The organism is Blastocatellia bacterium (assembly GCA_035573895.1).
Classification (GTDB): Bacteria; Acidobacteriota; Blastocatellia; order HR10; family HR10; genus DATLZR01.
Genome location: DATLZR010000143.1, coordinates 1 through 13244 on the forward strand (window position 1 = coordinate 1; position 13244 = coordinate 13244).

The following is a 13244-nucleotide window of genomic DNA, read 5'->3' on the forward strand; positions in this document are numbered from 1 at the left end:
CACCACCCTCGTGCGGGTGAACCCGGTTACGAACGCCTTCTCCCGTCCCGATGACAACCCGCTCGAGCCTCGGCCACACAGCGGCTGAGGAGAGAACGGAGCAAGAGTCACGCTCTCATCGTGCTTCTTCGATGATCTCCAGCACGATGCGTTCGACCTCTGCCGCGATCTCTTCGATCCCCGCCCGGGGGAAGAACTGGACGAGCGACGTCGGAAGCAACGTACTGATGTGCGTCTGCCCCTGTTGGGTGTAAACGCTGATGGGACAGGGGAGCATGAGCGAAATTTTCACATCTTTATCGAGCACCTGGCTGGCATAGCGGGCATTGCAGATTTCGATGATCTTGAGCGGCTCGCGGGGGAATCCTTTCTCCGTCAGCATCGCCGCCACATCATGCGTGTGCAGGACGCGAAATCCTTTCTCGGCAGCCTTTTGCTCGATGGCCGCCACGGCTTCATCGAACGATTTGCTGGTCGTCACTGTCTTCTCAAAAGCATCCATCGTTGCCCTCCCTGGCTTCTCGTCGTTGTCGCACGTTCCCCTCTAAAAAAGCGAAGATAACATAGCGCACAAAGACAGCCGTGCGCCACACCTCTCAGCGTGGTGAGAGCGCATTCGGTCCCTCAGTCCTCGTTGAACCCAAAGGCGCTCTCGGGGCGGCCACCGAATCGGATAAAAAGACTCGGACAGTCGGAAGTGAGAGCTGGCGAGCTGGAGGTCAAGACCGAGAAGGTCAAAATTGATCTCCTGGCGGAGAGCGCCAGAACGAAATGGTATTTCGCCGCGACCGCTTTGATCGTCGCTTCGGGAGTTCCTCGCCAAGATGTTTGCTTATTTTTTCAGGCAGCCAGCGAGCGTCCCGCCGAGTGAACGAGGAGGAAGAAACACGTCTCCCGGTTCGGAGGGAGGCCGGGTGTGACGGTCGCTTTTCGGGGCGAGCCCGGTTTCCGGTGATGGTCGGTCTCGCTCCGGGCCATTAAAATGTCTTGCGACTATCGAGGAGCAACGTTACGGGTCCGTCGTTAAGCAATTCGACATCCATCATCTCCTGAAACATGCCGGTCTCCACCCGCAAGGGGGACCGTTTCACCCGCTCGACAAAATAGTCGTAGAGGGCTCGCGCCATCTCCGGCGGGGCGGCCTCGCTGTAGGAAGGTCGGCGTCCTCTTCGACAGTCTCCATAGAGCGTGAACTGTGAGACGACGAGCACACCACCGCCGACATCCAGGACCGACCGATTCATCTTGCCCTGCTCGTCGTCAAAGATTCGCAGATTGACGATCTTGTCAACGAGATAGTCCGCATCAGCCGGGGTGTCCCCCACTCCCACACCGAGGAGGACGAGCACTCCGGGACCGATCTCCCCGACGACGATGTCATTGACGCGCACGCGCGCCCACTTCACTCGCTGAACCACGGCCCGCATAGTCACCCTCTCGATTCGTTCCCCAGAAAACCGCTGTCATGGTAAATCATCCCGGCGACAGGAACAAGATGTGATCTCTCACAGAGGGCGGGCGCACTCTTGACAGAGGAGCGACGGGCTGGATAGCGTAGTCGTGATGAAACGAGCGGAGATCACGCCGATAGGGATCGTTCGGTCGGAGGCCAAGGACCGCGAGTTTATGACGACGTTCGGTCTGCCTGCGGTCGTTGACGTTTTCCCCGAGTATGCCGAAGGGTTGCGCCATCTGGAGAAGCACAGCCATCTGTGGGTCCTGGCCTGGCTGCACGAAGCTGATCGAACGCGCCTTCTGGTCACGCCGCGAGGCGTCACGGACCGAAGCGAAGCGGGACTCCACGGTGTCTTCGCCGTGCGATCCCCGACCCGACCGAATCCGATCGCCATGACGGCCGCCCGCATCGTTCGCATCGAAGGGACGCGCATTCATCTCGACCGCCTCGATTTCATTGACGGCACCCCGGTGATTGATCTCAAACCCTACTTTCGCAGCCGCGATGCCATTTACGCGGCGCGCAACATTCAGATCGGTCGTCCCGCCAACCGACAGGCGCTTTTGGAATCGCTCCTCTACCAGGCCGAGAATTTTCATGGCGAACGATGTGGGGGGCTGGCGCTGGGGGCTCGATTGGTCGAACACCTGCGGTCGCAATTTTTCGATTATGCCGAGCTGGACACCTGTCGAGCGCGCGTGCCGGCGTCATCCGGATGCCTGATTGATTCGGTCATGATGCTCGTCCGTGTGACACCGGGTCGCGCGACGCTCCAATTTCATGAGGAGAACACCGTCCTGTTTCTCACGCCGCAGGGAAACTATGAGTATCGCCTGCATGAACCCGGCCGGCGCTGGTCCGACTGGAATGATTTGCCGTTTGACGACGTCGTGAGCGCCGAGGAGGCAACTCTTTTTTCGGTCACCGTCGGTCGCCCCTCCTCCACCGGATGATGTCGGGATTTTCTCAATCGCGCCATGGAATACGACGATCACCAACTGATCGAGGACCTGAAGCAGGCTCGAGAGGAGGCGTTCGATAAGTTTCTCGACCGCTATGGAGACCGCCTCTATCGTTTCGCCGCCCGCATGTGCCGCAATGAGGAAGACGCTCGCGATGTCGTTCAGGAAACGTTGATTGCCCTCTTCCGCTCGCTCAAGACCTATCGCGGCGAAGGTCGGTTTCAAACCTGGCTCTTCACCATCGCCAGCAACGCCTGTCGGAAAATGAAACGACGGGGCAAGTTTGATCCCGACGAGGAGATCTCCCTCGATCAGTTCCTGCCGGGAGATCAAGAGACGGCGAGGATTTTTGATGTTGCGGATGAATCGCCCACGCCCGAGGCCGCTCTGCTCAACGCCGAGCTGAAAGCCGTCGTGGAGGCGGCGATTGCCGATCTCCCTCCGAAGTATCGGATCGTGCTGGTGCTCCGAGATATGGAGCAGCTTTCCACCGACGAGGTGGCTCAGATTCTTCGCCTGAGTCCCGAAGCGGTGAAGTCGCGGCTCCATCGGGCCCGACTCTCCGTGCGTCAGAAGCTCATGCAGTATTGGCGGGCCCACCGAGTCCAGCCCCCGGGAATGACAGGCTCCCTTCTCCATTAAGGGTGAGGTGTGACGCGGACGCCGCGAATGTCCAGCATGCCGGATCGAAAAAGGGCACGGTGATCGGGTCGGCATCCATCCCCGATCCCTCACCGGCGAGGCAGGAATCGAGTTGACATTTCCCGGCAGTCTTCCTACTCTGAGTGGGGACTGTCCTGGTCGTTATGAAGAAGAAAATCCTGTTTGTCTGCACATCGAACCAGCACCGCTCGCCAACGGCGCAATCGCTGCTGGCTCGTCATCCCCGCTATGAAGCACGATCCGCAGGGATCTCTTCGCTCTCGGCCCAGGTTGTGACGCGGGAGCTGCTTGAGTGGGCCGATTTGATCTTCGTCATGGATGAGCAGTTCGATCACCATCGCCGGTATCTGCTGGAGATGTTTCCCGATCTGCCGGGGCTGGCCGATAAGATCATCGTGCTGGGGATTCCTGACATCTACCAGCGAGACGATCCCGAGCTGGTCCGCCGCCTTCGAGAAAAGCTCGCCCGGTACCTTCCCGATCTCGATGTCGGATGGCCATGACTCCGGAAAGGCTGCGCCCCTTGAGCGTTGTCATTCCCACCTGGAATGGGCGTGCGCTGCTTGAGGAGCATTTGCCGACGGTCCTCGCGGCCGGGGAAGCTTACGAGCGAGTGAGCGCCACCCCCGTTGAGATCGTGGTGGTAGACGATGGGAGCGAGGATGATACGGCGGCGTGGCTCCGCCGGATGTATCCCCGCGTGCGGCTGATCGTGAAACCGGCCAATGACGGATTTGCCGCCGCGTGCAATGTGGGATTCCGGGAGTCTCGTCACCCGATCGTCGTGTTACTCAATAACGATGTGGCTGTCGCGCCCGATGTGTTGTTGCATCTGGCCCCCCATTTCTCCGATCCCCGGGTTTTCGCCGTCACCTGTCGGGCCCTCTGGCCCGACAGCAATCGGTTGGCCAGCGGAGGAAAAATCGGGAAGTTCGCTCGAGGCTTCTGGCGCATCCATCACAACTACGATGCCGATCCGAATCGCTCGCGCCCGCCTTATTACTCTATTGTGGCCAGCGGAGGATTCTCGGCCTTTGATCGGGAGAAGGTGATCGCCCTCGGCGGATTCGATGAGCTGCTGGGACCCTTTTATTGGGAAGATGTCGAGCTGAGTCTCCGAGCGTGGCGACGGGGCTGGACGATCCTCTATGAGCCTCGGGCGATTGTCTATCACCAAGCGAGTCGAACGATCGGTCGGTGTTTCTCTCCCGCTTACGTCAGGATGGTCAATCAGCGGAATCGTCTGCTCACGCACTGGATTCACCTTGACGACCCGCTGTGGCTTCTGGCTCATGGGGCGATGGTCCTGGTGCTCACCGCGGGAGCACTTGTGCGGGGAGATCGGGCTTTTCTTCGAGCGGTCGCCCAGGCGCTCGGACACATCCCCGAAGTGCGACGGCGACGCCGCCGCGAACGGCAGGCCGGGAAGCTCACAGGTCGGGAGATCGCTGCCTTCTTTCGTTCGGTTCGTCCCGGCTCATGAAACGAGCGTAGAGTCCGGATTCGATCGGCGCACCGTGAGCGGTCGAAAGCGGCGCGCCGACACCTGAGGATGTCATTGAGGCACCGTCCACCGGGTCGCCCAGGTTGCTGGTCAGGGGGAATATGGTGAGCTAGAATATGGCCTCGCCTGCAGATCGGTCGGTGGAGTGGAATCATCGTTGGGGGAGCAACGCAGATGGCGGAAGAGCGAGAGATGCTCCGGGCGGAACTGGCCTCGCTGGAGCAACGTCTGGCTGAACTGGCGGCGACGGCAGCCACGCCGGAAGAGCAAAAAGAGCTGAATGAACTGCGGGCGCGGGTTGAACGGCTGAAACAGGAGGTGCAGCCGCTGACGGCCATCGAACGGGTCCGACTTGCCCGTCATGATGGTCGGCCCTACACGCTCGATTTCATCAGTTATCTCTTCGAGGATTTCTCCGAGATTCACGGAGACCGGCGATTTGCCGATGATCCGGCCATCGTCTGCGGGATGGCTCGTTTTCACGGCGAGCCCGTGCTCGTCGTTGGTCACCAGAAGGGGCGAACGGTCAAGCAACGTCAGTTTCGCAATTTCGGCATGCCCAAGCCGGAAGGCTATCGTAAGGCCCTGCGCGCCATGAAGCTGGCCGAGAAGTTTGGCCGCCCTGTTTTCACCTTCATTGATACGATGGGAGCCTATCCGGGGATTGACGCCGAGGAACGAGGTCAGGCCGAGGCCATTGCCGTCAACCTCCGCGAGATGGCGCGCCTCCGTGTCCCGATCATCGTCACCATCACGGGAGAAGGAGGATCGGGCGGCGCCCTGGCCATTGGCGTCGGTGACGTGATTTACATGCTGGAAAACGCTATCTATTCGGTGATCTCTCCGGAAGGCTGCGCCGCCATCCTCTGGAAAGATGCCAGTCGCGCCGATCGCGCCGCCGAAGCGTTGAAGCTGACGGCTCAGGACCTTCTTCAGCTTGGAATCATTGACCGGATCGTGCCCGAACCTCCCGGGGGCGCTCACACCGATCATCGCCGCAGTGCCGAGATTCTCGATGGCTATCTCGCCGAGGCGCTGGCGCAGCTCAAAGACCTGCCGGTTGATGAGTTGCTCGAGCGGCGTTATCACAAGTTCCGCGTCATGGGCCACTTTATCGAAGCCTCGGAAGATTTGCTGCGCACCCTCACGGCGGGAGCATCGCCGTCCGGCGACAGCCGATGAGAGCGCCTTTCAGGACCTGGAGGACGGAGCAACGGGTGCCGTCAGTTGAGCGATGACCCGTTGACGCAGTTCTTCGAGTCGCGGGCTCACGCGAACGGGATAGGATTCCGCCCCTCGCAATCGCCGATACCGAAGCGGCAATCGCTCGAGGTTTGTCAGGAAGCGCTGGCGGATCTCCTCCAGCGTGGGGTATGCAATCACCAGTCGGCCCTCGACCATGATCCGCTCCATCAGGGGAAGGGCGCCGGGAACGGGATCATCGTCGGCCAGCGTGATGGTATCGAACAGATACGTTCCGGAGTCATCCGAGGTGCGCCAGACCTGCTTGCAGCCGGGATAGTGCGATTTCTCGGTGCTCAGCTTCATCTTATACACCTTCTCTCCGTTGACGACCTCTTCCACGAGCTTGTAGACGCCGCCGAGGGCGGGGGCATCGTAAGAGGTTGAAAGCTGCGTGCCGACGCCAAAGATGTCAATGGGGGCCCCCTCGGCGATGAGTTCCTCGATCTTGTACTCGTTCAGGTCTCCGCTGGCGACGATCTTCGTGTCCTGCATCCCGGCGGCATCGAGGATGGCTCTCACTTCCTTGCTCAACCGGCCGAGATCGCCGCTGTCGAGCCGCACGCCACGGATCTGGGGGCCGAGCATCGTCGCTTTGCGGGCGCCCTGAAGCGTATCGTAGGTATCAATCAGAAGCGTCGTCGTCTCGGGGAAAACGCGGAGGTAGGCGCGGAAGGCATCGAGTTCATCATCAAAAGCCATGTTCCAGGAATGCGCCGCGGTGCCGTAGATGGGAATGCCAAAGAGATAACCGGCTTCCACCAGAGAGGTCCCCACGCAACCGCCGATGTAAGCGGCCCGCGCCGCATAAAGAGCGGCCGTCATCCCGTGCGCTCGACGCGCACCGAACTCAATGATGGCTCGACCCCGGGCCGCATCCACCATGCGAGCGGCCTTGCTGGCAATGGAGCTTTCAAAATTGAGAAAGGACAGCGTGTACGTCTCCAGAATCTGCGCCTCGATGATCGGAGCAGTAATGCGCAGAATCGGCTCGTTGGGGAAGAAGATCGTGCCTTCGGGAATCGCCCACACCTCACCGCTGAAGCGAAAATCCTTCAAGTAGTCGAAGAAGCGATCCGACACATGACGAAAAACCGGCAGACGGCGAAGGAATTCGAGATCGGACTCGGTGAATCGCAACTCGCTCAAATACTCGATGACCTGAGCCAATCCTGCCGCCACCAGATAACTGCGATGCGGCGGCATCCATCGGACGAAGACTTCAAAGCTGGCCGGATGATCGAGCCCATTCTCGAAATAGGCCGCCGCCATCGTCAGCTCGTAGAGGTCCGTTGCCAGTGCCCGCGAACGGTGCATCATAGCTCTGTGGCCGATCTCCCCTTTCTCCGAATCGCCTGAGAATCTACACCACCCGGGAAAAACCCGTCAATGAAGTCCGCCCCTGTCCCGGACGCAGATCATTCGCTTGGGGTGATATGTTACTGCGAGAAACACCGATGGGCCCAGTAGATCAACATTATTCTTGACGGCGCGAAACTCAGGGTGCTATACATGGGCCAGCCGGATAACGGAACAGAGGTCGAGGCTATGAACGAAAAAGAAAGACTCTTTGAAAAGATCAGCCGATTGCCGTCTCTTGTTGATATGGGTGTGATTATCGAAGACCTCTCCCTCCTGGACGCCGACATGGAATGGTGGCCGCGAGACATTCGTCGCCGCGTCCTGGCCGAGGGCCTGGAGAAGCGCAAATTCTTCGCCACCCGCGAGCAGGCGCTGGAAGCGGTCGAACTCTGGATGCAGGCCAAGGAGATGTTCGGCCTGCGCCAGGTCCACCACGCCCGCCTCCTCATCAGCGAATACAATTCTTACCTGGAGCGCCTTCGTTCAGAGCCGACCGTCAAAAGTTCCTGAATCGAAGCCCTGCTCGCTGCCTCCATCGGGCAATCGGTCTTTGAAATCCATCACCCGGAGCGTCTGACCGCTCGGTTTATTCTCCGTTCATCTCCCCTGACAGGGCGGCGTTTGGCCCTTTCGGACGGTAATGGAATCTTCCCTCCCGGTTGGCTATACTCTCGGTGGCTTGCGGTGGATGCGTGTATGCTCGATGTGAAGACGCCGGTTTATAAGCTTCACCTCTACGGGATTCCCCGGCTGGGTGAAGTGCGGGCGCGTCGGTTGGCCCAAGCCCTGGCCGAGATCAACGATCTTCCCGACATTCGTCAGGTGACGGTTGAACATCTCCTGCTTTATCTTCCCATGCGCTACGAGGATCGGTCGAACCTGGCCCGCGTGGCGGATTTGAGCGAGGGGGTTGCCGCCTCCACCGAAGTCGTTGTCGTCGTCGCAGGAAGCTACGCCGTCAAGGGGGGTCAGCTCACCATCTTCGAGATCTCCGCCCGCGATGCAACCGGCCAGATTCGCGCCTTCTGGTGGAACCGAACCTGGCTGGAGAAAACTCTGGGGCGGGGGACGCGCGTGATCCTCTATGGCATCTGGCGATTCAATCGGTTCAAACACTGCTTTGAGGCGGAGAATCCCGATTTCGAGGTCTTGTCCGAGGAGGAGGCCGGTGAGCCCATTCACACCGGGCGGCGCGTTCCCGTCTATCGCAAGCTCGGTCCATTCACCACCCGACAACTGCGCACGATCATCCATCATGTTCTGGCGCAGCTTCCGCCCGACGGCGTGCCGGAGATTCTTCCCCACGAAACGCTGGCGCGACACCATCTGATCTCTCGCTACCAGGCTCTCCGCCAGATCCATTTCCCTTCGGATGAGGAACCGCTCCAGGACTATAACGAGGCGCGGTCCCCGGCGCATCGTCGCTTGATTTTCGAGGAATTCCTCCTGCTCCAGCTCGCCCTGGGGATTCGACGCCGGGAACGGGAAACGGCCCCCAAGGGGACCGTCATTCGTGTGGATGATCGCATTCGCCAGATCGTTCGGGATGTCTTGCCGTTTCGTCTCACGCCGGGGCAAAAACAGGCCCTGCGGCAGATCATCGCCGATATGTGTTCGTCCCGACCGATGAATCGCCTGTTGCAAGGTGATGTGGGGAGCGGGAAAACCATCGTGGCCGTACTGGCGATGATCGTTGCCGTGGAGAACGGGTACCAGGCGGCTCTGATGGTGCCGACGGAAATCCTCGCCGAACAGCACGCCCGAAACATCAAGCGTCTGCTCGCACGCACGCCCTATCGCGTGGAGTTGCTCACGGGCAGCCTCAAGAATGCGGAGAAACGCGACCTCTACGACGCCATCGCCGCGGGCGAGGTCCAGATCGTCATCGGGACCCATGCTCTTATTCAAGAGGGTGTGACCTTCCACAGGCTCGGTCTGGTCGTCATTGACGAGCAGCATCGTTTCGGCGTGCTCCAGCGAGCGGAACTCATCCGTCGCGGATACAATCCCGATGTGCTGGTCATGACGGCCACGCCCATTCCTCGGTCGCTGGCGATGACCGTCTATGGAGATCTCGATGTTTCGGTCATCCCCGATCTGCCGCCGGGGCGGACGCCGGTGCGAACCTTTCTCCGCACCGAAGACGCGCGTCCGGCCATTTACCATTTCATCGCCACGCAGGTGCGCGCCGGACGCCAGGTCTACATCGTCTACCCCCTCGTCGAAGAATCGGAGAAAATGGATTTGCTCAATGCCACGCAGATGGCCGAACACCTGCAGAAGGTCGTCTTCCCTCAGTTCCGCGTCGGTCTCCTTCACGGAAAGATGAAACCCGCTGAAAAAGACGACATCATGCAGCGATTCCTTCGGGGCGAGATCCACATTCTCGTCGCCACGACGGTGATCGAAGTCGGGGTGGATGTCCCGAATGCCACCGTGATGCTCATCGAGCATGCCGAACGGTTCGGCCTGGCGCAACTGCACCAGTTGCGCGGGCGCGTCGGCCGGGGTTCGGAGAAATCTTATTGCATCTTGCTCGCCCGCGACGTGAGCACGGACGAAGCCCGCGCCCGTCTGGGAATCATGGTGGAGACGACCGACGGCTTTCGCATCGCCGAAAAAGACCTGGAGATTCGCGGCCCCGGCGAATTGATGGGAACAAAGCAATCCGGTCTGCCTGTCTTCCGCATCGGCAATCTTCTGCGGGATCAACCGCTGCTGGAGGCGGCCCGTCGGGAGGCGCGGTCTCTGCTTCAACGCCGCTCGCGACCGCCGGAACTCGATGCTCTCATTTACCAGATTCGCCAGCGTCCTCAGTATGGTCTCGCTTCGGTCGGTTGAGCTGGTGTATGATTTTTTCCTATGCTGATCGTTCGATGCCCGCAATGCGGAAAGCCGGTGGAGTGGGAGGCCAGTCCATTCCGACCTTTTTGCTCCGAACGATGCAAACTCATTGATCTGGGGAAATGGGCGGCGGAAGATTATCGCATCGCCGGAGAACCGATCCCCTCATCGCCTCAGGATCATCCATCGGAATCGGAAGCCGCTCCGGATCACGATGCATCGGTGACATGACAGGAGATCGGCCCTTCCTTCGGTGGAATGTCTCATCGGAACGGCCCCTGATTTCTCCTTACCACGGAGGACGGCATCAGGGACCTCCAGGAGAACCTGCGCGAGATTTCAGCGACATCATCCATGTGCTCGCGCACGTCACGAACGATGGAAAACGGGGAGCGCGCGGGCAGGCGGGCTTCTTCGTCGAAGGCAAGATGAGCGGGCGGGAAGCCCTGCGCTCCCGGGGTATTTTCGGAGGAGGTCATCATGAGCGCCAAGAACCGAACGCGCCACGTATCGGCCGGACAGCTCGTCACCTTTCTGGTCGTCGCCGGGATGGTGCTGGCGGCAGCAGGATATTTTTACTTCGCGAGAACGAGCGGCGGCGCGCCCGCTTCGGCGGCCATTGACGGATTGCCCGGAGGTCGCGGAGTGAAACGTCCCGCTCCCGATTTCACCTTTCGCACGCTCGATGGGCGCGAGCTGACGCTCTCCCGGTATCGCGGCAAAGTTCTCGTCCTCGACTTCTGGGCGAGTTGGTGCCCACCCTGCCGCGATGAGGTTCCCGTCCTTGTCGAACTGGCCCGTCAGTACGAGGGGCGGGGAGTGGAGATCGTGGGGTTGTCGCTCGAAGATCCGGAAGAGGACATCGAAACGGTCAAGGCATTTCTGAAGGAGTACAACGTCACCTACACCGTCGGCTTTGCCACCAACGAGATGTTTTCGGCGCTGGCCGGAGAGGGCGATCTGCCCATCCCGCAAACTTTCATTTTCGATCGGGATGGACTGTTGAGGGCGCACCTCATCGGATTCGATCCGGTGAGCGATGCCGCCCGATTGAGACAAACGGTCGCACGGCTCGCCTCGGATTAGAGACGGGCACAACCGGCGCCAGAAATGCCGCAGCGGAGAAGACAATGACCCACGTTCTGGAGCGAATCATCGAGAGAGCTAAAGCCACCCGTCGCCGGATCGTCCTGCCGGAGGCCGACGATCCGCGAGTGCTGCGGGCCGGGACCATCGCCGCCGCCCAACGGATCGCCGCTATCACTTTTGTCGGCTCGGAAGAAGTCATCCGTCGGCGTGCGGCGGAACAAGGGATTGAACTGCACGACGTTGACATCGTTGACCCGGCGCAGTCGCCCGAGCTGGAGAAGTACGCCCAGCTTTATTTCGAGTTGCGACGGGCCCGGGGCGTCACGCTGGAAGAGGCCCGGCAAATCGTGCGTCAACCGCTCTATTTCGCTGACATGATGGTGAACCAGGGACGGGCCGATGGCTCTGTCGCAGGAGCCGTGAACACAACGGCGGAAACGGTCCGGGCGGCTCTTCACACCATCGGGATGCAGGACGGCTTCCGCATCATCTCCAGCTTCTTCATCATGGTCGTGCCGGACTGCCCCTATGGAGCGGATGGCGCCTTCATTTTCGCCGACTGTGGCGTCGTCCCCGATCCGACGCCGTCGCAACTGGCCGAGATCGCCATCGCTTCGGCAGAAAGTGCACGCCTGCTCCTGGAGGTTGAGCCGCGCGTCGCCCTGCTGTCGTTTTCCACCAAAGGAAGCGCCGACCATCCTTCGGTGGATAAAGTGGTCGAAGCCCTGCGCACGATTCGCGCCCGCGCCCCGCACCTCATCGTGGATGGCGAGCTGCAGGCTGATGCCGCTCTCGTCCCCGACGTGGGAGCGAAAAAAGCACCGGGCTCGCCCGTGGCCGGTCGCGCCAACGTCCTGATCTTCCCCGACCTCAATTCGGGAAACATCGCCTACAAACTCACCGAACGCCTGGCGCGCGCCACCGCCATCGGACCCATCCTCCAGGGATTGAAGAAACCGGCCAACGACCTCTCGCGGGGATGCAAAACCGAAGACATCCTCGCCGCCATCGCCATCACCGCCGTTCAAGCCCAGACTCAAGATAAACTATGACCGATCCATCGGAAAAAGTTTCCCCGCCGCCCGCTTCCCTCTCCTGCCGGTGTTGGCGCGATCTCAGGCGGACCATTCGATTGCTGCCCCCGCTTCTTCTCCTGCCGTGGATGGGAAGTGGAGGGATGATCCCCTTCCCGATACAAGGTCCTCTCATCCGATCAGAAGAAGTCAAGGTCGCCGAGGTGCTGGACGGCGATACCATCGAAGTGTTCCGCTCGGATGAATCGCGGGAAATAATTCGTTATCTGGCGATCGCGGCACCGGAAGCGAAGACGGCTTGCGGGGAAGACGCCCACCAATACCATGCCACATTGCTCAGAGGCAAGACCGTGTGGATCGAATGGCAGGAGGAAAACGGGAAGGCAGCGAGGGATCGGGACAAAAGGCTGCTCGCTTATGTTTATCGAGACAGAGAACGGCAAGATCTCGTGGCCCTGGAACTTGTGCGCGAGGGCCACGCTCGAATTGACCTCCGAGGTCTCACAAATATGACACCTCCCGACGATTTCCGGCTCAAATGGCTGAACCCACTGAGGCAGGCACAGCGAGACGCAGCGAAAACGCGGCGAGGATGCTGGCGAAAGCCTGAGTGGTGCGGGTCGGCCGACCTGGTGATTGCCTTCATCACGTTCTGGGGTCGGGATGAGATCGTTGAGCTTGTCAACCGCAGCGAGCAGCCCGTGAGCCTAGAACACTTCACGCTCGAAGACAATAAAAAAGGGAAGCCCAACACTATTTCCTTCCAACGATTGATTGAGCCATCCCTTCGCATCCTTCCCCCCCAAGCCGTTTTTCGAGTTCACTCGGGTCCGGCGAACTCGGGGAAGAAGCCTTGCGTAATGAGGGAGCACTCCAGGAAGCTGGACTGCTTCTGGACGAACAAATTCATCTGGGATAACGGCGGCGATCGGGCTGTTCTTAAAAACGCGAAGGGAGATGTAATCTGCGCGTACCAATATAAAGGCCGATAGGAACGGTCGGCCACGTCCTCCTTTGGGAAGTTCCCGCAGATAAAGTCTCATCACGCCGCTTATCAGTGGCCGATACCACTCTCCTTCTTTCCTACA

15 protein-coding genes are annotated in these 13244 nt (G+C 60.1%); 12 read left to right on the forward strand and 3 right to left on the reverse strand.

All coding sequences use genetic code 11. The features are described from left to right. Positions 1–115: 115 nt before the first annotated feature. Positions 116–502 (reverse strand): DUF302 domain-containing protein, encoded by a 387-nt coding sequence (locus tag VNM72_12375; protein HXF06192.1) that lies wholly within the window; start codon positions 500–502, stop codon positions 116–118. A gap of 195 nt (positions 503–697) precedes the next feature. Between VNM72_12375 and VNM72_12380 the strand changes: the two genes are divergently transcribed. After that, on the forward strand, positions 698–871 hold the full coding sequence (locus tag VNM72_12380; protein HXF06193.1) for a hypothetical protein: 174 nt from the start codon (positions 698–700) through the stop codon (positions 869–871). Positions 872–977: 106 nt separating this feature from the next. Here VNM72_12380 and dtd read toward each other — a convergent pair whose 3' ends face one another. Then, positions 978–1427, reverse strand: coding sequence for a D-aminoacyl-tRNA deacylase (gene dtd / locus VNM72_12385; protein ID HXF06194.1), 450 nt, complete (start codon positions 1425–1427; stop codon positions 978–980). Between the two features lie 136 nt (positions 1428–1563). Between dtd and tsaA the strand changes: the two genes are divergently transcribed. The 5 genes from tsaA (at position 1564) to VNM72_12410 (ending at position 5767) form a co-directional block, all read left to right on the forward strand. Continuing rightward, on the forward strand, positions 1564–2409 hold the full coding sequence (tsaA, locus tag VNM72_12390; protein HXF06195.1) for a tRNA (N6-threonylcarbamoyladenosine(37)-N6)-methyltransferase TrmO: 846 nt from the start codon (positions 1564–1566) through the stop codon (positions 2407–2409). Positions 2410–2433: 24 nt separating this feature from the next. Continuing rightward, positions 2434–3060, forward strand: coding sequence for a sigma-70 family RNA polymerase sigma factor (locus VNM72_12395; GenBank protein ID HXF06196.1), 627 nt, complete (start codon positions 2434–2436; stop codon positions 3058–3060). A gap of 164 nt (positions 3061–3224) precedes the next feature. After that, positions 3225–3584, forward strand: a complete 360-nt coding sequence (locus tag VNM72_12400) for a phosphotyrosine protein phosphatase (GenBank protein ID HXF06197.1) — start codon at positions 3225–3227, stop codon at positions 3582–3584. Further along, the gene (locus VNM72_12405; GenBank protein HXF06198.1) at positions 3575–4564 is read left to right on the forward strand and encodes a glycosyltransferase family 2 protein; all 990 of its coding nucleotides are present in this window, start codon (positions 3575–3577) and stop codon (positions 4562–4564) included. The genes VNM72_12400 and VNM72_12405 overlap by 10 nt, the downstream gene beginning before the upstream one ends. A 195-nt stretch (positions 4565–4759) precedes the next feature. Then, a complete protein-coding gene (locus tag VNM72_12410) occupies positions 4760–5767 on the forward strand; it encodes an acetyl-CoA carboxylase carboxyltransferase subunit alpha (protein HXF06199.1) in 1008 nt (335 codons plus the stop codon). 9 nt (positions 5768–5776) lie between these two features. Here VNM72_12410 and VNM72_12415 read toward each other — a convergent pair whose 3' ends face one another. Next, positions 5777–7147: a nicotinate phosphoribosyltransferase gene (locus VNM72_12415; protein HXF06200.1), complete on the reverse strand. Its 1371-nt coding sequence runs from the start codon at positions 7145–7147 to the stop codon at positions 5777–5779. A gap of 228 nt (positions 7148–7375) precedes the next feature. Here VNM72_12415 and VNM72_12420 point away from each other — a divergent pair, with 228 nt between their 5' ends. The 6 genes from VNM72_12420 (at position 7376) to VNM72_12445 (ending at position 13148) form a co-directional block, all read left to right on the forward strand. Further along, the gene (locus VNM72_12420) at positions 7376–7699 is read left to right on the forward strand and encodes a hypothetical protein (protein ID HXF06201.1); all 324 of its coding nucleotides are present in this window, start codon (positions 7376–7378) and stop codon (positions 7697–7699) included. A 186-nt stretch (positions 7700–7885) separates the two neighbouring features. Continuing rightward, the gene (recG, locus tag VNM72_12425) at positions 7886–10030 is read left to right on the forward strand and encodes an ATP-dependent DNA helicase RecG (protein HXF06202.1); all 2145 of its coding nucleotides are present in this window, start codon (positions 7886–7888) and stop codon (positions 10028–10030) included. A 21-nt stretch (positions 10031–10051) separates the two neighbouring features. Next, the gene (gene yacG / locus VNM72_12430) at positions 10052–10264 is read left to right on the forward strand and encodes a DNA gyrase inhibitor YacG (protein ID HXF06203.1); all 213 of its coding nucleotides are present in this window, start codon (positions 10052–10054) and stop codon (positions 10262–10264) included. Between the two features lie 249 nt (positions 10265–10513). Further along, on the forward strand, positions 10514–11119 hold the full coding sequence (locus VNM72_12435) for a TlpA disulfide reductase family protein (protein ID HXF06204.1): 606 nt from the start codon (positions 10514–10516) through the stop codon (positions 11117–11119). Between the two features lie 44 nt (positions 11120–11163). Next, a complete protein-coding gene (pta, locus tag VNM72_12440) occupies positions 11164–12174 on the forward strand; it encodes a phosphate acetyltransferase (GenBank protein HXF06205.1) in 1011 nt (336 codons plus the stop codon). Beyond that, positions 12171–13148 (forward strand): lamin tail domain-containing protein, encoded by a 978-nt coding sequence (locus VNM72_12445; GenBank protein HXF06206.1) that lies wholly within the window; start codon positions 12171–12173, stop codon positions 13146–13148. Before pta ends, VNM72_12445 begins: the two co-directional genes overlap by 4 nt. Positions 13149–13244: the final 96 nt, after the last annotated feature.

Coding starts and splice junctions, on each gene's coding strand:
- dtd (HXF06194.1), bottom strand. CDS start 1,427: ATGCGGGCCGTGGTTCAGCGAGTGAAGTGGGCGCGCGTGCGCGTCAAT.
- VNM72_12445 (HXF06206.1), top strand. CDS start 12,171: ATGACCGATCCATCGGAAAAAGTTTCCCCGCCGCCCGCTTCCCTCTCC.
- pta (HXF06205.1), top strand. CDS start 11,164: ATGACCCACGTTCTGGAGCGAATCATCGAGAGAGCTAAAGCCACCCGT.
- VNM72_12400 (HXF06197.1), top strand. CDS start 3,225: ATGAAGAAGAAAATCCTGTTTGTCTGCACATCGAACCAGCACCGCTCG.
- VNM72_12415 (HXF06200.1), bottom strand. CDS start 7,147: ATGATGCACCGTTCGCGGGCACTGGCAACGGACCTCTACGAGCTGACG.
- VNM72_12410 (HXF06199.1), top strand. CDS start 4,760: ATGGCGGAAGAGCGAGAGATGCTCCGGGCGGAACTGGCCTCGCTGGAG.
- VNM72_12420 (HXF06201.1), top strand. CDS start 7,376: ATGAACGAAAAAGAAAGACTCTTTGAAAAGATCAGCCGATTGCCGTCT.
- yacG (HXF06203.1), top strand. CDS start 10,052: ATGCTGATCGTTCGATGCCCGCAATGCGGAAAGCCGGTGGAGTGGGAG.
- VNM72_12435 (HXF06204.1), top strand. CDS start 10,514: ATGAGCGCCAAGAACCGAACGCGCCACGTATCGGCCGGACAGCTCGTC.
- VNM72_12375 (HXF06192.1), bottom strand. CDS start 502: ATGGATGCTTTTGAGAAGACAGTGACGACCAGCAAATCGTTCGATGAA.
- recG (HXF06202.1), top strand. CDS start 7,886: ATGCTCGATGTGAAGACGCCGGTTTATAAGCTTCACCTCTACGGGATT.
- VNM72_12405 (HXF06198.1), top strand. CDS start 3,575: ATGGCCATGACTCCGGAAAGGCTGCGCCCCTTGAGCGTTGTCATTCCC.
- tsaA (HXF06195.1), top strand. CDS start 1,564: ATGAAACGAGCGGAGATCACGCCGATAGGGATCGTTCGGTCGGAGGCC.
- VNM72_12395 (HXF06196.1), top strand. CDS start 2,434: ATGGAATACGACGATCACCAACTGATCGAGGACCTGAAGCAGGCTCGA.